We start from the raw sequence: 18,894 nt of genomic DNA, 5'->3' as shown, positions 1-18,894 counted from the left end.
CCCGGCCCGCTCATGTGACGTCCACCGAAGTCGCCGTCATGGCAACCTTCGTGGCGCCCGCCGCGGCTTCGAGGTGGATCTCGCCCTTGGCCGACAGGGTGATGTTCGTCTTGGCCGACATCAGGACCGCGCCGGTCGCGGTGATCTCCAGGTCCCCGGCGGCGTGCACGGTGACCTTGCCGGTCAACGAGTCCAGGACGACGCTGCCGCCCCGGGTGTCCTCGATCGTCACCGACCGGCTCTCCGGTGAGTCGTCGAAGGTGATCGCGTGCCCGGCGGGCGTCTTGATCACGCGCTTGGTGTTGCGCCCGTCGAGGTTGGCCGCCGGTGGCTTCTTCTGGACGTTCCACAGGCTGCCGATCACGTACGGCTGGGAGAAGTCGCCGTCCCGGAACGCCACGAGCACCTGGTCGCCCTCCTCGGGGAGCCAGTAGAAGCCGCTGCCGTCGCCGGCCGCCGGCTGGGCGCACGGGGCCCAGGTGCTCTCGACGGAGTCCGAGAGGTCGGGGAACTTCACCTTCACCCGGCCCAGCGGTACGGCCGCGCCGGCCAACTCGTTGTTGCTGTCGACGACGCCGACCTTGACGCCGTAGAACTTCCCGGCACGGTCCGGTGCCGGCACCTGTACGGCGTGTTTGCGGAGCAGTCCGAGCAGGCTGGTCTGTCCGCGCTGGCTGATCGAGAAGTCGGTGTGGAACCCGCCGGAGTCGATTCGGTGGGTCACCTTGCGCGCGCGATAGGTTCCGGAGAAGCGCTTTCCCACGCCGCGGATCTCGACGTACCTGCCGGCGACCAGCTCGGGCAGCCCGACACACGACCCCTGGCCCTCGTACATCCCCTCCAGCAGGTCGATCAGCACGGACTTCGCGACCTCCAGCGCGTTCAGCGGGTTGGTCACCTTGTGCTCGCGGAACCCTTCCCGGACCAGCGAGGTGAGCAGGTCCATCGCGCTGCTGCCGAGCCGCTCCACGAGGTTGTCGGCGCTGATGTCCATCGCCAGGGCGGCGGCGTAGATGCTCTGGGCGAGCTCCTGGTTGTAGCCGCGCACCACCTGCAGCCCGGCCAGCCCGGCGGCGGAGATACGGGCGCTGAAGCTGGACAGGTTCCGCCCCCACTCCAGGACCTGCGCGCTGAACTGGGGCCGGGGGAACTGGAAGTGCAGCCGGTCCCATTCCACGAAGACGTCGAAGGCGTGCGGGGCGGCCAGCGACTTGAGGAGGACGAAGTCGCTGTCGGTCTGGGTCAGGGCCTCCGGCAGGTCCGGGGTCGGGTCGATCACCGGGATCAGCCCGTTCTGCACGGCGATCTTGGCCGCGATGACGCTCGGCGTGGTGAAGCTGTAGGTGGTCGGCTTGGGTTGGTTGCGGCGCAGCTTGAACGACTTGTCGTACCCGGTGACCCGGATCGTCGGGGGGCCGTCCTGCGGGAAGCTGGGTTCGACGGAGGCGACCTCGCCGAGGAACGCCGGGTGCAGGTCGTGCCCGTAGCCGAGATGGATCTCCACGCTCTTGCCGATGTCCAGCAGCGCGGAGTCGAGCAGTCTGTTGTCGCCGTTGCGCAGGACCAGTGCGAAGGTGCCGGCCAGGTCGAGGTCGGTCTCCACGGTGAGGCTGACCACCTGCTCGGTGAGGTCGGCGGCAAGGGTGACCCCGGACATGAGGATCTCGAACCGGGGCGCGTAGAAGGACTCGGTCATCGGGCGTCCCCCCTCCCGCCGGCGGCGGTGCGGGGCGGGATGACCAGCGTCCGGCCGGGCGACAGGTTCAGCGGGTCGTCGATCCGGTTGGCGCGGGCGATCTCCCGCCACAGTCCGGGGTCGCCGAGGTAGGCGCCGGCGATGCCGGAGAGGGTGTCGCTCGCCGTGGTGATGTGCAAGGTGGTGCCGACGCCGATCACCGCGCCGACGGCGTTGACGGCCGCGGACACCGTCGGGGACCCGAAGAACAGGCCCTGGTGGACGTCGACCTCCAGGCTCACGTACTCCTGGAAGCGCACCGACAGCGTGCTTCGTACGGGTGTGCCGTCCCGCAGGAACATCGTGAACCGTTGGCCGGCCTCGACCAGCACGCACTGGAACTGCAGCCGGCCGAGCGAGAACAGCAGCACGGGTGGGGCCTGTTCACGCGGGTCCTTGTCGAGCAGGGCAACCACGGGCGAGGTGCTCTGGCGGACGTCGGTGCCTGCCTCGTAGGTGTCGAAGAACAGCTCCATCGACAGGGTGCGCGCCTTGCCGCGGACGTACTGCACCGGTGGGGTGCCCAGCCCCGGGATGCCCACCTCGGCGAAGGTGTTGCCCTGCTCGAGTTTGAACTCCTCGGGGTTGTACATGACGCTGAACGACTCACGGGTGAACGTGTTCACGATGGTCGCCTTGGCCTGCTCGTGCGTGGGTACGCGCGGCACCGCCACCCTCCGGACGACACCGAAGTCGGCCATCTCACCCTCCCCGCTCGAACTCGGTCTTGATCTGTCGCATCACGTCGGCCACGACGCCGCGCCGCAGGGCTTCCAGGTCCGGTGGTGCGGCCGGGCCCGCCGTGAGGTCCCGGTCGGCGTCCGCGGCGCGTGGTGATCCCGGCGGCGCGGTGGTGGTGGCCGCGGGTGGCGCCCAGGACGGTGCGGGGGGTGGCACTGCGCTTCCCGCGCCGGTCGGCGCGACGGCGTGCCCGGGTGCGCCCGCGATCGCGGCCGGACCGGACGGTGCGAGGAGTGGCGGCGCGAGCGGGGCCGAGGTCCGTGGGGCCCGGGTGCCACCGAGCATCCGGGTCTCCCGGTCCCGGGCCAGCCGTTCCTCGGCGTCGTCGCCAACAGCCTTGCGCCATGCGTGTCCTGGCTCCAGCACGGCGGCGACGTGAGTGGCCTCGTGGGCGAGCAGGGCCTGCCCGTCCTCTCGGTGCGGGGCGTAGCGGCCCTGGCGCAGGTGCACCTCCCGGCCGACGGTCACCGCGTCGGCGCCGGCGGCGCGGGCCAGCGCGTCGGCGTGCGGGCCGTCGTGCACCCGCATGGCGTCCGCCGCCGCGCCGACCTCCTGGCGCAGCCGGTACCGCGTCGAGGGCGGCAGGTCGCGCGCCTCGGAGGGCACGTCCCCCTCGCCCCGGCCGTCGCCCGTCACGCCGTCCCGGCCCGGCTCGCGTGAGTCGTCGCCCGGCCAGACCTCGGCCGGAAGCCCTTGGTGCGCAAGGGGCTCCTGGGGCATCGTGGCGGTTCTGTCGCGGCGGGGTCGATGCCCGGCGGTTTCCGCCGCGCCCGCACCGGTTTGTCGGGCCGTGGCGTCGCGGGGCCGCACGAGGGCCGCGACGGCGGGGCCACTCGCCGTCGGGTCGGCCGAGGGACGTCCTTCGAAGCGGTCGAACCGATCGCCGACGCCGTCGCCCAGCAGTTCCACTTTGCGCATCAAGGTCGCCAGGGGCCGGGCCCACGCCAGGCGGGGCTGCAGGGCTTGCGTGCGCCGTCGCGCCTGGGCGTCGAGCAGTCGGCCCAGGGTGGGCCGTTCCTCGTCGGGCGGTGGGCGCTGTTCGTCGGTGGCCGGGTCGTCCACAACTGTCCTCTCCTGCGGTCTCGTCGGCGTCGCGGCCGGGGTCGCGGTCGGGGTGGCTCACGCCTCGGCGGTGAGCTGGGCGGAGATCTCCCCGACCCAGCGCAGGCGTGCCGCGTGATCAAGGCTGAGCAGTTCTTCGAGGGTCCAGGCGACGTGCCGTCCCAGGAAGGCCACCTCGTGGTGAACCCGGTCCACGGGGTAGCCGGCTATCCCCCCAGCGGCGGCACCTCCACGGTCTGCTCGGCGCCGCAGTCCGGGCAGGTGACCGCCAGCAGGGACGGTGTCAGGCCGTTGATCCGGTTGTAGAGGTCCTGCAGGTACGCCAGGTCCTCGGAGAACAGGCCTTCGATCACCCCGGCGTGCACGTCGGTCAGGCTGCCGAGTTTGACCACGACCCGGGCGAGCAGCAGCACGATCAGGTAGGCGGGCCAGTTGCGCACCCGCGGGTCCTTGAGCGGGTAGATCTCGTCCGCAGCTGTCGCCAGCCGCATGACGCCCGTGCGGTGGAGTGTGCCGGTGGAGTCGACATACCCCTTGGGCAGCTCGAACTCGACCTCGGCGACGAAGGCGTTCACGCCCGGGCCAGCCCTTCGTGAGCCAGTACCAGGGTCTCGATCGCGAGGTCGTTCCCCTTGGCGCTGAACGAGGGCAGCTCGCACTTGGTCGGCCAGGCCCGGACGAAGTTCCAGCGGGCGACCTCCGTGCTCCCGGCCAGGTCGAACAGGATGAGGGCGCCGGTCTTGCGCACGACCTGGCCGTCGATGACCTGCTGCCGCCAGTTCCACAGGTCCAGGTTGTCGGTGGTTCCCCACTTGAGGGTGATGTCGCCGTAGCTGGTCTTGCCAGGCAGCTTGTGGACCGTGGTGTTGTCGCCGCCCTCGCGGTATTCGATCACCTCGGTGGTGGACGACAGGCCGCTGCACTCGCTGAAGCCGGCCTGGGTGATCCCGTCGATCTCGACGAGGAAGTTGAAATTCCGGAACGGGTCGACCAGCTGTCCTGTCTGTGCCATCGTCCTCTCCTCAATCTGTCGGGCGTCCGCAGGCCGTCACGGGGTCCGGGGCTTGTCCTGACCTGTCTCAGCTCTCCGTCGCCTGTGATCCGCCGTCCCACAGTCCGAGCCGGACGACGACGAACTCGGCGGGCCGCACCGGGGACAGCCCGATCTCCACGATCACCTGCCCGGCGTTGCGCACCGCCGCGGGGTTGAGCTCCTCGTCGATGCGGACGTAGAAGGCGTCCTTCGCGGTACGGCCGAACAGTGCGCCCGCCTGCCAGATTCGGGTGAGGAACTCGGAGATGGTCCGGTCCAGGGTCTTCCACAGGCTGGTCGTGTTGGGGCTGAACACCGCCCAGCCCAGCCCCTGCAGCAGCGAGTCCTCGACGTAGGCCACCAGGCGGCGCACGTTCACATAGCGCCAGGCCGTGCCGTCGGTGAGGGTCCGGGCGCCCCACAGGATGGGAGGCCGTCCCGGGAACAGCCGGATCGCGTTGACGCCGGCGTGGTTGAGCGCCCCCTGCTCGGTGTCGTTGAGCGTGTAGGACAGGTCGCGGGCGCCGCGGACCACCTCGTTCGCGGGGGCCCCGTGCACACCGACGGCGCCGTCGACCCGGGCCATGATCCCGGCGACGTGCCCGGACGGCGGCACGAACGTGGTGCCCGGCGGGGTGGACGCGGGGTCGTCGACGAGGATCCACGGCCAGTACAACCCGCCCCAGCCGCCCTTGGACAGCAGGCCGCCCCGCTGGGTCTGCAACGCCCCGTCGGACTTGAGCGGGGTGGTGTCGGTGGCGCCGTCGAGGATCGCGAACCGGTTTCCCATGGCCTCGCAGTGAGTGAGCAGGCTGCTCTGCACCGTGGCGTCGACCAGGCCGGGAGCGCAGACCAGGTTCACCTCCCGCACCCGGGTCAGCCGGTCGAGGGCCGCGGTCATGCCGGTGGCGTCCTTGGTGTCCTTGACCGGTACGACGTAGGCACTCGCGCCGCCGTTGTCGAAGAAGCCGCGCACCGCGTAGGGCAGTGGCGAATTGGTCTTGAAGGTGCCGAACCGGGTGACGTAGTCGGTCCAGTTGGTGATCGGCACCGGGATGCCCAGGGCCGTGTTGGGGACCGACGTCACCGGGGTGCCGATCAGTGCCGCCGTGCCCGTCCCCGCTCCGGTGATCGGCCCGGTCGCCGGTTGCTCCTCGATGTAGACGCCTGGTGCCTTGGTCTCGTAGTCGACCATGCTCTCTCTCCTCGGCGATGCCGGGTCAGGGCCCGGTCAGCATGACGTCGTGTACTTGTGCGTCCTGTCCGTAGTCCACGGTCGTGGTGGCGTCGGGATGCCCGGCGGACCGGACGGTCAACGTGTAGGTGCCGAACGGGACGTCGGCAAAGCTGAAGCCGCCTGTGGGACCGCTGGTGACGGTGCGGGCCGCCTCGACCAGGCGGACGCTCGCCCCCGGCACGGCCGCCAACGTGGGGTCGAACACCCGCCCCCGCAGCAGCGGGTCGCCGAGCAGTCCGCCGCGCAGTTGCACGGCCTTGAGGCCGGGGAGGGTCTCGGTCTCGGTGAACGGTTGCAGGGCGATGGTCGCGGTGAGCGAGAACGCGGGCCTCGGCGCGATGCCGAGCGCGGTCCAGAACTCGCCCATCGACTGACCTTCCCGGGTCTGGGCGACGCTGGTGGCCGGCGGGAACGGCTGCGGCGGGATCTTGAGTGTGCCCCGCAGGAAACTGTCCGGGACGACCGGGAAACGGGCCAGCCACAGCAGGGTGCGGCCGAGCAGGCGGTGTTCCTCCGCCGCCTTGAGCCCGCCGGTCACGGGTGACCAGGCGGTGATCAGGTAGGTGCAGTCCACCCGCAGGGGCGCGCGTCGGCTGACCCAGCCGCCGCCGGCGAGGGGCTGGCGTTGCGGTGTGTCGTCGCGCAGCGCGCGGTTCTCCTGCACCTCGTGCAGGAAAAGGTTCAAGGTGACCTGGCCGGGGGTGAAGTCCTTGTCCGGCACGGCGAAGCTGACGTCGGCGTTGCGCACCTCGGTGGGCGCGCCCGTGTCGGCCAGTACAGCGGCCAGGCTGGCATCGAGATCGTCGAACACCGCGCACTCCCCCCTCGGTCACCGAACAGGCCCCTGCGGATCGGATCAGGGGTCGGGCGGGGGCTGCGGTTCGAGGTCGGTGAGTACCTTGCCCATCTTGTGGTGCTCGCGGCGGGAGGCGTCGACAAGGTGCTGTCGGCCGACCGGCACGCCTTCGGCGGCGGCCAGGAAGGCCGCACCGAGTACGACGTTCTTGATGTTGGCGCCCGCGAGCCGGAACCGGGCCAGTTCGGCGAGGTCGACGTCGGGCTCCAGCGGCGTCTGCGCGGGCAGGCAGGTCCGCCAGATCCGCAGCCGTTCCGTGACGTCGGGGAACGGGAAGTCGACCATGATGTGCAGCCGCCGGGTGAACGCCTCGTCGAGGTGGTGGCGCAGGTTCGTGGCGAGCACGGCGAGACCGTCGTACTGCTCCATCCGCTGCAACAGGTAGGCGATCTCGATGTTGGCGTAGCGGTCGTGGGCGTCGCGCACCTCGGAACGCTTGCCGAACAGGGCGTCGGCCTCGTCGAAGAAGAGGACGGCGTCGGTGTCCGTGGCGGCCTCGAAGACCCGGGCGAGGTTCTTCTCGGTCTCCCCCACGTACTTGCTGACCACCATGGACAGGTCGATCGCGAACAGGTCGAGGCCGAGTTCGGCGGCGATCACGGAGGTGGCCATCGTCTTTCCGGTGCCGGGCGGTCCGGCGAACAGGGCGGTGATTCCCTTGCCGCCGGACAGTTTCCGGTCGAAGCCCCACTCGTCCAGCACCCGGGTGCGGTGCTGCACCCGCATGGTGAGCTCGTGCAGCTGGCGCTGCACTTCGTCGGGCACCACGAGGTCGTCCCATCGGTGCACCAGCCGGACGCGGCGGGCGAACGCGGTCAGGTCCTGGCCGCGTTCCTGGCGGGCCGCGGCGAACAAGTCCTCGGTGCTCAGCCGTGGTTCGCCGTCCCGGCCCGCGCCGCGTAGCCGGGCGGCTGCGCTGGCGGTGAGCGCGGCGTCACGGATCTGTCCCGGGGACAGCCGGAACCGGTCGGCGACCGCGGACACGTCCAGGGCAGACGCCTTCGCGTCGGCGGCGGACAAGGCCTGGCGCCAGATCGTGAGCCGCTCCGCCGCTCCGGGCCGGGTGAAGGCGATGTTGAGCACGCCGAGGGGGTGATCGGCGGGCGGGGCCCAGGCTTCGGCCGTCCCCAGGAAGATCACCCCCTGGTGCGCGGCGAGCACCGTCGCGAGACTTCCGGAGCCTGCCCTGCCCGGCTCCGGAAGGAAGGCGTCCGCACCGTCCAGATACACCAGCGCGTCGCGCAACTCGGCTTCCCTCAGGGCCAGTTGCAGGCGCTCGGGGACGGCGACCGCGTCCTGGGCCAGTGCAGGGACGTCCACCACGAGCAGCGGCAGGCCCAGTTGTTCGGCGATCGCCCGCGCGGTCGGCTTACGGCCGGTGCCGGCGGGTCCGTGGAAGCAAAGGCGCAGTGGACGGCGACCCCACGCCTCGCGTACGACGGCCGCCAGGGCCGACGTCTGGGCGCCGGAACCCGCCTCGCCGTCCGCCGGGTCGAGACCTGCGGCGCGGCCCGGCGGCGGTTCCGGCCTGATCACCTCGCAGCAGGGGGCGAGCCTACGGTCCAGGCAGTCCACCCCGAGCAGGGCGGCGGTGATCTGCTCGTCGGCGGCGAGCACACGGGCGATCAACGGTGGTTCGAGCGCCCGCGGATCGTTGAGCAGCGCGACCAGCCGGTGCCGCAACAACGGGGCGTCGGGGGCGAACAGGCCGAGCGTGCGCAACCGGTCCGCAGGAGACGTGGTGAGCAGGTCGAGGACGAGGTTCACGGTGGGGCGGCGCGCGGAGACGTCGTCCTGCAGATAGCCGTAGAGCTGCTCGTAGCGGCGGTCCACGTCGGGTCCGAGAGTCAGGAGTACGGCGTCGAGCTCACGGTCACCGAGGTCGTACCGCCGGCGTAACCAGCTCCAGCGAGGGTTGTCCGCTTCGATCTCCGGCCATCTCGGCAGCGGGTTCGCGGGCGGCCCCGCGATGGCCGCCAACGGCAGGGCCGCAGGCACAAGCAGGCTGCGGCGCACCTGTTCCTCACTCAGGTACAGGCCTCGGAAGGAGTCGGCCCCGGCGTCGGGTCCGTAGCGTTGCCGGGCGGCTGCCACGCCGGTTGCGAGCAGGAGGTCGAGGCGGCGGAACGCGAGCAGTCCGGCGAGTTCGTCGACCGGTCCCCGCGCGGCGCCGTCGTCCGATGCCACGGCGTCGTCCTGTGCCGCATCGGCATCGACCGCCTCTCCTGCGGCAACGCGGGTCGCGTCCAGCATGAGCCGCTCCCCTCACGCGCTCAGCCGTTTACCCCCTCAGGGCAGACGAATCCTAGGAAAGCCGGGTGAAAAGCGTCAAGGGCTGCGTTGGCGGCATGTGATGATTTTTCGTCCACACCTTGAAGCACTCCGGGTCTGATGGAGGCTGAACCGTTCCGGGTCGAGTGGTGTGGACGTTCGCGTAAAGGTGCTGGGTCGCGACCCGCTATGAAGTCCTGGGTCAGTCCCACCAGAGCACAGGGACCGATGGCATGCGGGTGCGCGTTGAGGAAGCCGAGACCGATCACCGAGTCCCCCTCGGTGGCCTGCCGAAGTGCATCCAGGTGTACGCCGTCGAGACCTGCCGGCTCGCAGACCCGTGAGCTGACGGCCACCTGCCGTCGGGGACCTGCATCCCGCGACTGAGGACCCGAAAGTCGTACACGTGTGCGGCGATCAGACCCTATGATCACTCCGCCCCAGCGTCCGCTGCGGCCGCACACGCCTCCGAGACAGGCCGACGACGATGACGAGTACCGCCCGCAAAGCTCCATGGATCCGTGCCCGCTCCGCGCAGGCGGCGATAGCGGCGGCCGCCGTGGTGGACGTGTTCCGCGCGTCGGCAGTCCGGGATCACTACCTGCATCGCACGGATGCGTCCCTGCACAAGTCGGGCTTCATCTTCATGATCTTCGTCTATCTGATGACTCTTGCGATCGTGCTGTTCCTCGTGTGGCTCGCCCAGTCCCGGCGCAACGCCCAGGAGCTGTCCCCCGGGGCCTCGGTCCCGAGTCGGGGCTGGACGATCGGCGCGTGGTTCATACCGGTGGTCAACTTCGTTGTCCCGCGCCAGTCCGTCCTCGACATCGGACGCGCGAGCTCCGCGTCATGGGAGGAGAAGCGGGACACGACACTGGTGAATCTCTGGTGGGCCGCCTGGACCACGCACGCGCTGGTACTTGTGGTGGGGAACCGGGTGGCCCCGGGGTCGATGGCCTTCCTCGCGACAGCGGAGGTGCTCATGATCGCGGCGGCCGTGCTGCTGGGGCTCGTCATCGAGCGCATCACGGCGTTGCAGAGCTCCGCGCTGGGCGCCATCGTGCCCGTCGCACCTCTCGCCCAGGCGTGAGGCAGTTCTCTTACTACCCGCGTGTCCGCGTCGAGGGCTGCAGTCGCGGGGTGGTCTCCCAAGGCCGGGGCCGTGCTGCCGGCGGAGACGGTCCCCAGGTGCAGCCTCACCGCGGCGACATCCGCGCCAGGCTCCAGACGGACCGCGTCCAGCACCGCCGTCCACGACGTCCGGCCGGTCTCCAGCGCAGCCCCGATCGAGTACGGCCAGCCCGGACCATCGGGAGCATGCCCTCACCCCGGCCGAACGTGTGGCAAAAGGACCGGACAGCACAGGTGTTGGCGTCCGGCCGCAGCCATGGTGAGACATCCGCGGCCAGCACGATCCGACCGTCCGCCGCCCTCGGCAACGGCATCCCGGCCAGGGCCCGACGTAGCCGGGCGATATCCATCCGCCCCTGGTTGAGGCCGTCGTAGAGGGCCCCGTGGCCCCGGCGGTGTTCCGGCGCGAGCTCCAGGTCGACCAGGTTCCGTGTCCCGGAAGGGCAGGAATCAAGCTCTCGGTCGGCTTGCAGGGCATCCATCCGGGGACAAGAAGGGCGACGAACACGGTCCGGCGTCCACCGGGCAGTCCTCAAGAGACATCACCCGCTCACACCACCTGCAAAGCAAGTCAGCCCGAGCGCCAACTGCGTTGAGGCGCCTCACCGCTTCCGTCGCAGCCTCGAACCATGTCCGGTCCACAACCGTCGCCGGAGCGGCTTCAAGCAGCTGCTTGCTTCGCCATGCGCTCAGCCCAGTTACTGACCGAACCGCTTGGACCAGGTCGATCCCTCGATCGCCGCTAGAGGACAGCAGCACGTCGAACTCAGGCTCCTCCACCATCCCCCCATCGGACGCAGCCATACCGTCTGGTGGACAACATGGCAGACCTAACCCGTTGTTAAGGGCAGCATGCTGTAGGGTCTCGCGGCTGATGTCGTAATCTCACGGGCCGTGTCGTACCGATGTCGTACACGACATCACCGTGAGACTAGCGCGTGGGTGCTGCTGCTCAGCGCCTCGTCTCGTACCTGGTCAGGACCACGCCGCCGGGAAACGTCCGCGTCTCCACCAGGTTCAGGTTCACCCAGCTGTCCAGCGCGGTGAAGAACGGCGTGCCGCTGCCCACCAGGACCGGATGGGCGGCGATCGCGTACTCGTCGATCAGCCCGGCGCGCATGGCCGCCCCGGCGAGCGTTGCGCCGCCGATGTTCATTGGGCCGCCATCCTCGGCCTTGAGCCGGGTGATCTCGGCGATCGCGTCGCCGGTGACCAGGCGGGTGTTCCAGTCGACCTTGTCGATCGTCGAGGAGAACACCACCTTCGGCGTGTCCCGCCAGTTCCGCGCGAACTCGATCTCCGCCGGGGTGGCGTTGGGCTGCTGGTCGCCGGTCGGCCAGTAGGAGCTCATCGTCTCCCACAGCTTGCGCCCATACAGCGACAGGCCACTCGCCTGCTCGTGGTCGAGCCACCACTGGAACAGCTCGTCGCTCGGCGGTCCGCTCCAGCCGATGTCGTCGCCGGCCGCGGCGATGTAGCCGTCCAGGGTCAGGTTCATGCCGTAGATCAGTTTCCGCATGGCTCAGCCTTCCGTTCGTGGGTGTCCGGCGTATAGACCAGCGCGGCGCGGGAAACTCATCGGTGCGCGATCTGGGCTCGCCGGTAGCCATCGTGCTCGGGGCTCAGCGTGGTGTACTCGGCCGACTCGGACAAGCCGCCTGATCTCGACCTCGCCCTCGCGAGGAAATGCCACGGATTTGAGGCTGATCATGGGTGACAAGGCCGTGAGACAGCCAAGAACGCCCAGGTCACGCAAGATCGACATGTCACGAGCGGCGAGACCTTACACATGCAGGGGGCCCGGTTTCTTCGACTTATTCGAATCATGGCTGCAACACCCTGTCGCCGCCACTGTCGACGACGCCACAAGAGTTGCCCAGTGTCGGCTGTCGCTAGCGTCGAGTGAACTCCACGCGGAGATCGCGCCCTTGAGGCCCTATGGCAGACGGAGGAGCACTCGGCGCTACCGAGAGTCAACGCCTGCGCATTGATCAGTCGTTGGTCTTTGCGGCGCGAGCCCGCCTCACGGTGACTTCTGATCGGCCCGAGCCGCTTGAGCTCCCCGGCAGACCGAGGCCCGTGAGGCGAGCTGGTGCCAGATGGAAGTCGGATCCGATATGGCGCTGAGACATGCAGGTCGCGCCTGCACCTCGTTCGCGTTGAAACGCCGACGCCTGGAAGGCCAAGCGGCCGCGCCGGGAACAACCGGTCCGGCCGGCACGGTTGCATCGGCCGAGGGACCGGCGCCACACGGGCGGGGAACACGGAGACCACAACGTCGTCCGCCCCACCAGGATCCGGGCCCCAGGATCGCGGTACACCCGCCCGCGATACTTGGACCAAGACATATTTCTGCAGGAGGACTGTTTCATGACTGACCGGCCCTTGACTCTCATGGCAGTACACGCCCACCCCGACGACGAGGCCACCGGGACCGGAGGGGTCCTCGCGAGGTACGCGGCGGAAGGCATCCGCACGGTTCTCGTGACGTGTACCGACGGCGGTTGCGGTGACGGACCGGGGGATGTCAAGCCGGGCGATCCCGGGCACGATCCGGCGGCGGTCGCCTTGATGCGCCGTCAAGAACTCGAGGCGAGCTGTGACGTCCTGAAGGTCAGCGATCTGGAGATGCTGGACTATGCCGACTCCGGGATGATGGGCTGGCCGAGCAACGACGCCCCCGGATCCTTCTGGCAGACCCCCGTGGAGGAAGGCGCCGCCCGACTTGCGGAACTCATGCGGCACTACCGACCTGATGTGGTCGTCACCTACGACGAGAACGGCTTCTACGGCCACCCCGACCACATCCAGGCCCACCGCATCACGATGGCGGCGCTGGAGATGACCGCGCTGACACCGAAGGTGTACTGGACCACGATGCCCCGCTCGATGATGCAGCGGTTCGGCGAGATCATGCGCGAGTTTCATGAGGACATGCCGGAGCCGGATCCTGCCGAGGCCGCCGCGATGGCCAAGATCGGCCTCCCCGACGATGAGATCACCACGTGGGTGGACGCCACCGCATTCAGCGGCCAGAAGTTCGACGCGTTGGCCGCGCACGCCAGCCAGGGCGAGAACATCTTCTTCCTCAAGATGGGCAAGGAGAGGTTCGGCGAGATGATGGGCATGGAGACCTTCGTACGTGTCAAGGACGCCACCGGCGCGGCCGTACCCGAGAACGATCTCTTCGCCGGACTGCGCTAGGTGCGCAGCGGGCTGGCCGCAGCGCAGCACGACGGGGACGGTGCACTGATCCAGTTCACGGTCAAGGAGATCGTGTTGGATCTCGGTATCGAGCTGCGGCAGACCGCGACGGCCGGCGGCGGGGTGAAGCGCGCGATCGCGGCGGACCGATCGACGGGCTGGAGTAGGGCCGTAGGCGATAACAGGGGGAACGGCGCCGCGTCGCACGGTCGTCGGCGAGATGGTGTGGGACCTGGAAGAAGTCGCCGCCGCCCGCCGCGACCACGGCACCCAGGCCGCCCTGGACCTGCTCGGCCGCGAGGCGCCCGCGCCCACCCCAGCCCAATCCGCAGTGCCGCAGCGGACGCTCGCCGACGGCACCGCCGGGGCCCGACTGCACCCGTACGCAGACCGAAGTAGGCGGGTTCCCGCAATCCGGGATGAGGTTGAGGCGCAACCCGCCCGACCTCGCCGCTCGTGAGGGGAGGTGTGCGGTGGGTTCACGCTTGAATCGGGTCCGGACGCCTGTCCGGATGGGCTGCCATGACGTACTTCATCGCGGTCGTCTGACCCAGGCCGAAGAGACGGATCAGCCGCACCGGGTCATCGGTGTGGCGGGCCTCGTCGTAGATCCGGTCCTCACGGAGCCGGCCGGGGGAGATGCCGATGCGCCGGAAGGGCTTTCGTGTCACCTCGGTGCTGACCATCGGGTTTCTGTCATCAGCCACCGAGACCCGGCTGACGATCAAGTGGGGGTTGGTCGTCGTGGGCCAGCGGCGGAACCGTTCGACCACCCATGCCGTGGCCAAGTCCATCGTGAGTTCGTCGAGGTAGACGATGTGGCCACTTCGCCCTGGTCTGCGGACTCGCAGCTGGCCGCGGCTCCTGACGAGGTCCTTCAGCAGCAGCGGGGCCAGGTCGTCTACCACCCGCAAGCCGGTATGGATCAACCAGGACACCGCGGGCGTACCGGGCGTCGGGGAGTGGCATGACGGCATGGGCTCGGGCCTGTCGATCGGCGACACCAACGGCGACGGCTACCCCGACGTGGTGACCGGCCTGCCCGGCGAGGACTTCGACGGCCTCACCGACGCCGACACCGTGCTCGTGCTGCGCGGCAGCGCGAACGGTCTGACCACCACCGGCATCAAGTCGTTCAGCCAGAACACCCGCGCGTTGCGGCGGGCTCGTCATGTCGCTCTCCCATGATGCGTGGGTAGAGGCTTGCGTTCGTACGGGGATGTGGTCGCCGTCAGTCGGCCACCGAGGCTCCGAACAGGGCCCCGGTCGCGGGCAGGCCCATGGTGGACGGGCCGAACGAGAAGGAACCGCTCGCGGTGATGCCGCTGAAGGTGGCCGAGAAGACCCACGCGGCACCGTTGCTCGCGTTCTCCGGACTACGAACGCCTCATGACCCACGCCGAAGCACACATCCAGTGGGCCTCTCGTTTTGGCGGTTTCGGCGGGTGAGGCGGCGGGTCATGAGGGTGATGCCCGTCCTGGCCTCCCTCGCGGCAGCCGCCTGACGATCTCTCATTTGCCGTTTGGTTCGGCGTCCATCCGACGCCGAACCGAACGGCAAAAACGATCACCTTCACTCCTATGCCCTATGACCTGCGGAAAGCCAACTACCCGCCCGGACTCCGCGGATTCCTCACCCGCTGGCTCCTGGAAATCTCCGCCGGCGTTTTCATCGGCAACCCCTCGGCCCGCATCCGAGATGCCCTCTGGAACGAAGTCCAGCAATACGCGGGACAGGGCCGAGCCCTCCTTGTGGTGACCGTGCTGCGGCAAGAAGGCGCGGACGCCGTCGGCAAGGGCCGGCCATGAGGGCTACCGCTGGAGGATCCGGTGCTGCTGGTGGTGGCCTGCTGGCGAACGAACTTGACGATGCGCCAGCTCGCGCCGCTGTTCGGCGTCTCGAAGTCCGCCGCAGGCCGCATCATCGACCAGCGCGGGCCGACGCTCGCCCCCAGCCCCCAAGCGGTTCCAGAAGGACACCGTCCTCATCGTGGACGACACCTTCGTGCCCACTCGTGACCACAGCATCGCCGAGCAGCCGACTGGATCAGCCCCTGATCTCCCGATCACTTATCGACAGAACTTCTGGAAAGCCGCTAGCTGGACTATTCCGATCTGTCAGGCTGTCAGATCATGGCCACGGAGAGTAGGTGGGAGTCAATGTGAACGTGCTTGCGGCCATGGGATATGGGGCGGTGGGCGGATGCATGATCGGTTTCGTGGCTCTGTTCGCCGACGTCACGGATTGGCAAGCTGCATGCCGCGAGAGAAAGAGAGAAGATCAACCCCCGCTACGGGATTATGTACTGCCCGGCCCTGACGGCATCGTCTTGGTTCTTCGGGCTCTGCTTGGAGCCGCCGCGGGATGCGCTTTCCACTCCCAGGTGACGGGTGTTGCTGCGGCGATCGCCGTTGGCGCGGCAGCGCCCGGACTCTTCCGACAGTTGGGCACGGTTCGGGGGGTCCAAGAAGCCGTCCAAGGGACTGACCTGGCGGCAGCAACGGAGACTAGTGGGACGACCGCCGCGCCCCTGGTGCCCCAAGTCCCTGAGCTCGCCACCAACGGCGCAGTCATAGGAAGTGTCCCCAGCCAAACGGTTCTGCCGTCGCAGTCCCCTCACCCAGTCACGGCAGCGAACCCACCTCAGGCAGTCGGCTCTCAGGAGGGCAGCGCGGAGGACGGTCCATGACTGCACGTGCCCGAGCCAGAACGGTGTGGGCCTCATTCGTCGAAGCCCCGCAACGCCATCAGGCGGCGCCACCCCCGAGGGGGCGGGAGGGATACTCGTGGCCGCGGCTGGTGCTCGCATCACTCCTGGGGGTTCGCCTGTCCGAACGCAGCCTTCTCGCCCCGGAGCCGGCTGACGACTCAAAGATGCCCACGGCCACCACAACCGTGCCGGGCGGCGAGCCAACTGCCTCTGACCGGCCAGAAACTTCAGCACCTGCCCCACAGAAGCCCAAAACGCCGTCTCTGACGAGCCCATCCCCTGCGGGAGCCCGCCGGCGGGCCGAGCCATCCCTGCGCCTTACGCGTCCGGAGGGCCCAGAACTCCCCACTGCCGAGACGGGGATTGCTGGTGGCCGGAGACATCCGCAGAAAGTCAGCGTGCCCCTTCTCGGCCGCGCCCGAGACCAGTCTCGATCCGCGACCGTTCCGCACACCCCCGCTCCGCCGGCGCAGCGGACACTGCCCCTGTCTCCGCCCCATGCCAGTGAAGCCACACGACTCTTGTGCGTGGGCACGTATCTGAACACCGGTTACCGGGACCGGGTCATCGAGGAGCTGTACGTCAACGAGCAGCGCTTCGTGGCCCCTTCACTCGGTTTCGACGCCGGGCGCATCCTGGCACACGCGCTACGCGCCCGACGCCTGGAACAGATCTGGGCCGGCGTGGCCGTCGCCCTGTGGGTTGCGGGGGCGGTGCTGAGCAGTGGGCGGCTGGCCGTGTTGCTGGTGCCGAGCCTGATGCTCGCGCTCGCGTCTCGCCTCTCGGACCGGGACGTGGACGGCCCGCCGCTCCATCAAAAAGTGTCTGCCTTTCTCCTGCGCTGGTGCGGTCGCCTTCTCTTCACGGCATGCCTGCTGTTCTTGATCACGGGCCCCGCCCTCGGGCAGGCCTGGACCACGCCATGCCTCTTTGCACTGATCGCCCTTTGCGCGGCATCGCAACGCGGCCAGTTTGCCCGGATACTGACAGCCGAGCTGTCGCCGCAGCGTTTCCCGTACGCCGCCGGCGACCCCGCCGAGCAGGCCCAAAACCCCCGGCTCCAGCGGCTCAAGGACCAGGTACGGATCGAACAGCACGCACCGTTGGTCATGTACCACCCCGCGCGTCCGTTCTGCGGGGCAGGCACGGCCTACAACCCCTGGGTCCTTGCGGTCGAACTTAACCCCAACGAGGACAAGCAGCAGCAGCCAATCAGCAACCGCGCCGTCCTCGACAAGATCCAGCCGCTCGTCGAAGGGCTGAGGCTGCCCTCGGAATCCAACAGCCACCTGGGGCGCGACCGCCTGCGGTGTCTGGAGCTCGACGAGTGCGTTTTCCTTCCCGCCGAGGGGCTGCTGCGACGCGAGGAGGCGCCGTACAACCCGCAGGCCTTCGAGGACCATCGGGCGCGCGCGGTCGAAGAGGGCGCCGAGAAGCGGCGGCATTTCCTACGCATCCGCGTCAGCGGCTGGGACGAGCAGCTGGTCGTCACCGTCTTCGTGCGCATCCACACCCAGGGCCGCATGCTCACCCTGGAGATCACCCCGCACGTACTGCTGCCTGTGCGCGAGGACTTCAGGAACGCGGACCGTACCGCCCACCGCTTCCGCCACAACAACGTGCTCGGCAAGGCAGCCTGGGCCATCACCCGGGTGCCGGGCTCCGCCGCCCGCTCACTGGCCGTCCTCGGCAAGTCCGTGGCATACGGATGGCGGCTGAAGACGGCCGGATACGCCCACGCGCTGCCCGACGGGCCAGCCCTGTCGGTGCGCGAACTGGGCTCTGAGTCTGCTGGGGCACTGTTCCAGCAGATGGATGCCTCACGCTACGTCCTGGCCATCCAGCACCGGGTCGTCAACGGGGTGCGGTCCGCACTGGCCGAATCCGGTTACCGAACAGACGAGTTCGCCCACCAGATCACGAACATCAGCAACGGAGCTGTAAGCGTCAGCCATGTAGAGGCCGGCAAGTTCGCCGCCGACGACCACGTTTCCGCCAGCGACATGGGCGACGAGCCAAGGAGGAGCAGGACGCCGGCACCTTGACATCGACCATGTCGCCTACGGCCGGTACAGGAATCGATGGAGCATCTGGCGAAGTTTGAGTTTCAACGTCTCTAAAGGGCATCTGATCTAGGGCGCGTATCGGGTCGTGATCAATGAGCACCGCAGCTTCCGGGGCGGGTGCCCCGTCGGGGGTACGGGGCCAGGCGATCTGCGACTGCGCCGTGTGGGCGCGAGTGACCGGAAGCGATGCCGCAGGCAGGCGGCAGGGCCCGAGGACCCCGGCTGCGCGCCCGCCGGGACGGTGTGTCAGACCATGGCGAGCCGGTCCACCAGCAGTTCCACCCTCCGCTCGGTGTCCTCCGGCGGCAGCCGTCCCGCCCGGGTCAGGGTCGCCACCCCGTGCAGAGACGCCCAGAACACCTCGGTGAACAGCCCCGGGTCGACGCCGTCCCCGGCGACCTCGCCGAGGCACTCCAGCAGCGCGGCGAAAGCGTCCTTGAGAGGTTCCGGGGTGTCCTCCTGTGCGTACGGGAGACCGCCGTCGAGCTGGAAGATGGCGTCGTAGACCGCCGGGTTGCGCGCGGCGAAGTCGAGGTAGGCGTGGGCGAGGGCGTACACCCGCTCGCGCGGGCCGTCCGCGGCGGAGGTCGCGGCGCGCACCGCCGCGGCCATCTCGGCGGCACCCTCGAGGGCGACGGCGCCGATGATCTCCCGTTTGCCGCGGAAATGGCTGTAGAGGACGGGCTGGCTGTATTCGATGCGCTCGGCGAGCCGACGGGTGGTGACCGCGTCCCAGCCCTGCTGCTCGGCGAGCTCGCGGGCCGTCGCCACGATGAGGCGCTCGCGGCCCGCCCGTTCGCGCTCCTTGCGTTCCTGTACCGACATGATTTGATCCTAGCACCGCTAG

17 protein-coding genes and 5 pseudogenes are annotated in these 18,894 nt (G+C 69.1%); 8 read left to right on the top strand and 14 right to left on the bottom strand.

What is annotated here, in order from left to right:
• Nucleotides 1-10: 10 nt before the first annotated feature.
• From OG975_RS46760 to OG975_RS46720, 9 genes are all read right to left on the bottom strand, one after another.
• The gene (locus OG975_RS46760) at nucleotides 11-1,696 is read right to left on the bottom strand and encodes a phage baseplate assembly protein V (protein WP_406335890.1); all 1,686 of its coding nucleotides are present in this window, start codon (nucleotides 1,694-1,696) and stop codon (nucleotides 11-13) included.
• A complete protein-coding gene (locus tag OG975_RS46755; protein WP_406335888.1) occupies nucleotides 1,693-2,436 on the bottom strand; it encodes a LysM peptidoglycan-binding domain-containing protein in 744 nt (247 codons plus the stop codon). The genes OG975_RS46760 and OG975_RS46755 overlap by 4 nt, the downstream gene beginning before the upstream one ends.
• 1 nt (nucleotide 2,437) lies before the next feature.
• Nucleotides 2,438-3,538, bottom strand: coding sequence for a DUF4157 domain-containing protein (locus tag OG975_RS46750; RefSeq protein ID WP_406335887.1), 1,101 nt, complete (start codon nucleotides 3,536-3,538; stop codon nucleotides 2,438-2,440).
• Nucleotides 3,539-3,595: 57 nt separating this feature from the next.
• Nucleotides 3,596-3,733: a DUF6760 family protein gene (locus OG975_RS46745; RefSeq protein WP_406335885.1), complete on the bottom strand. Its 138-nt coding sequence runs from the start codon at nucleotides 3,731-3,733 to the stop codon at nucleotides 3,596-3,598.
• Nucleotides 3,734-3,744: 11 nt separating this feature from the next.
• Nucleotides 3,745-4,113 (bottom strand): hypothetical protein, encoded by a 369-nt coding sequence (locus OG975_RS46740; RefSeq protein WP_406335884.1) that lies wholly within the window; start codon nucleotides 4,111-4,113, stop codon nucleotides 3,745-3,747.
• Nucleotides 4,110-4,550, bottom strand: a complete 441-nt coding sequence (locus tag OG975_RS46735) for a phage tail protein (RefSeq protein ID WP_406335882.1) — start codon at nucleotides 4,548-4,550, stop codon at nucleotides 4,110-4,112. The genes OG975_RS46740 and OG975_RS46735 overlap by 4 nt, the downstream gene beginning before the upstream one ends.
• Before the next feature lie 67 nt (nucleotides 4,551-4,617).
• On the bottom strand, nucleotides 4,618-5,766 hold the full coding sequence (locus OG975_RS46730; protein WP_406335881.1) for a phage tail sheath subtilisin-like domain-containing protein: 1,149 nt from the start codon (nucleotides 5,764-5,766) through the stop codon (nucleotides 4,618-4,620).
• Nucleotides 5,767-5,791: 25 nt separating this feature from the next.
• Complete coding sequence (locus OG975_RS46725; protein WP_406335880.1) at nucleotides 5,792-6,619, bottom strand: Pvc16 family protein; 828 nt, start codon at nucleotides 6,617-6,619, stop codon at nucleotides 5,792-5,794.
• Between the two features lie 45 nt (nucleotides 6,620-6,664).
• Nucleotides 6,665-8,917 (bottom strand): AAA family ATPase, encoded by a 2,253-nt coding sequence (locus OG975_RS46720; protein ID WP_406335879.1) that lies wholly within the window; start codon nucleotides 8,915-8,917, stop codon nucleotides 6,665-6,667.
• 505 nt (nucleotides 8,918-9,422) lie between these two features.
• Between OG975_RS46720 and OG975_RS46715 the strand changes: the two genes are divergently transcribed.
• Nucleotides 9,423-10,025 carry a DUF4328 domain-containing protein gene (locus OG975_RS46715; protein WP_406335878.1) on the top strand — a complete coding sequence of 201 codons (603 nt, stop codon included), beginning with the start codon at nucleotides 9,423-9,425 and terminating at the stop codon, nucleotides 10,023-10,025.
• Nucleotides 10,026-10,132: 107 nt separating this feature from the next.
• Here OG975_RS46715 and OG975_RS46710 read toward each other — a convergent pair.
• The 3 genes and pseudogenes from OG975_RS46710 to OG975_RS46700 all read right to left on the bottom strand — a co-directional run.
• Nucleotides 10,133-10,500, bottom strand: a pseudogene (locus OG975_RS46710) (transposase); the annotation flags it as partial.
• A gap of 16 nt (nucleotides 10,501-10,516) precedes the next feature.
• A complete protein-coding gene (locus tag OG975_RS46705; RefSeq protein WP_406335876.1) occupies nucleotides 10,517-10,849 on the bottom strand; it encodes a ribosomal protein L7/L12 in 333 nt (110 codons plus the stop codon).
• A gap of 169 nt (nucleotides 10,850-11,018) precedes the next feature.
• Nucleotides 11,019-11,585: a dihydrofolate reductase family protein gene (locus tag OG975_RS46700; protein ID WP_403856740.1), complete on the bottom strand. Its 567-nt coding sequence runs from the start codon at nucleotides 11,583-11,585 to the stop codon at nucleotides 11,019-11,021.
• A gap of 851 nt (nucleotides 11,586-12,436) precedes the next feature.
• Here OG975_RS46700 and OG975_RS46695 point away from each other — a divergent pair.
• From OG975_RS46695 to OG975_RS46685, 3 genes and pseudogenes are all read left to right on the top strand, one after another.
• A complete protein-coding gene (locus OG975_RS46695; RefSeq protein ID WP_406335874.1) occupies nucleotides 12,437-13,270 on the top strand; it encodes a PIG-L family deacetylase in 834 nt (277 codons plus the stop codon).
• A pseudogene (locus OG975_RS46690) lies at nucleotides 13,271-13,429 on the top strand (trypco2 family protein); the annotation flags it as partial.
• Between the two features lie 37 nt (nucleotides 13,430-13,466).
• Nucleotides 13,467-13,661: pseudogene (locus OG975_RS46685) on the top strand (hypothetical protein); the annotation flags it as partial.
• Nucleotides 13,662-13,749: 88 nt separating this feature from the next.
• Here the strand turns inward: OG975_RS46685 and OG975_RS46680 are convergent.
• A complete protein-coding gene (locus OG975_RS46680) occupies nucleotides 13,750-14,178 on the bottom strand; it encodes a hypothetical protein (RefSeq protein ID WP_406335873.1) in 429 nt (142 codons plus the stop codon).
• Between the two features lie 67 nt (nucleotides 14,179-14,245).
• Here OG975_RS46680 and OG975_RS46675 point away from each other — a divergent pair, with 67 nt between their 5' ends.
• From OG975_RS46675 to OG975_RS46660, 4 genes and pseudogenes are all read left to right on the top strand, one after another.
• A complete protein-coding gene (locus OG975_RS46675) occupies nucleotides 14,246-14,458 on the top strand; it encodes an FG-GAP repeat protein (RefSeq protein WP_406335872.1) in 213 nt (70 codons plus the stop codon).
• Nucleotides 14,459-14,851: 393 nt separating this feature from the next.
• A pseudogene (cas2e, locus tag OG975_RS46670) lies at nucleotides 14,852-15,049 on the top strand (type I-E CRISPR-associated endoribonuclease Cas2e); the annotation flags it as partial.
• A pseudogene (locus OG975_RS46665) lies at nucleotides 15,023-15,308 on the top strand (transposase family protein); the annotation flags it as partial. The pseudogenes cas2e and OG975_RS46665, both read left to right, overlap by 27 nt.
• Before the next feature lie 1,152 nt (nucleotides 15,309-16,460).
• Nucleotides 16,461-18,026 (top strand): hypothetical protein, encoded by a 1,566-nt coding sequence (locus tag OG975_RS46660; protein WP_406336759.1) that lies wholly within the window; start codon nucleotides 16,461-16,463, stop codon nucleotides 18,024-18,026.
• Between the two features lie 267 nt (nucleotides 18,027-18,293).
• Here OG975_RS46660 and OG975_RS46655 read toward each other — a convergent pair whose 3' ends face one another.
• The gene (locus OG975_RS46655) at nucleotides 18,294-18,872 is read right to left on the bottom strand and encodes a TetR/AcrR family transcriptional regulator (protein ID WP_406335870.1); all 579 of its coding nucleotides are present in this window, start codon (nucleotides 18,870-18,872) and stop codon (nucleotides 18,294-18,296) included.
• Nucleotides 18,873-18,894 lie beyond the last annotated feature (22 nt).

Origin of the sequence: Streptomyces sp. NBC_00203 (assembly GCF_045206325.1) — a bacterium.
In the GTDB taxonomy this organism is placed as follows: Bacteria; Actinomycetota; Actinomycetes; order Streptomycetales; family Streptomycetaceae; genus Streptomyces; species Streptomyces lutosisoli.
This window is presented reverse-complemented; position numbering and strand designations above follow the sequence as displayed.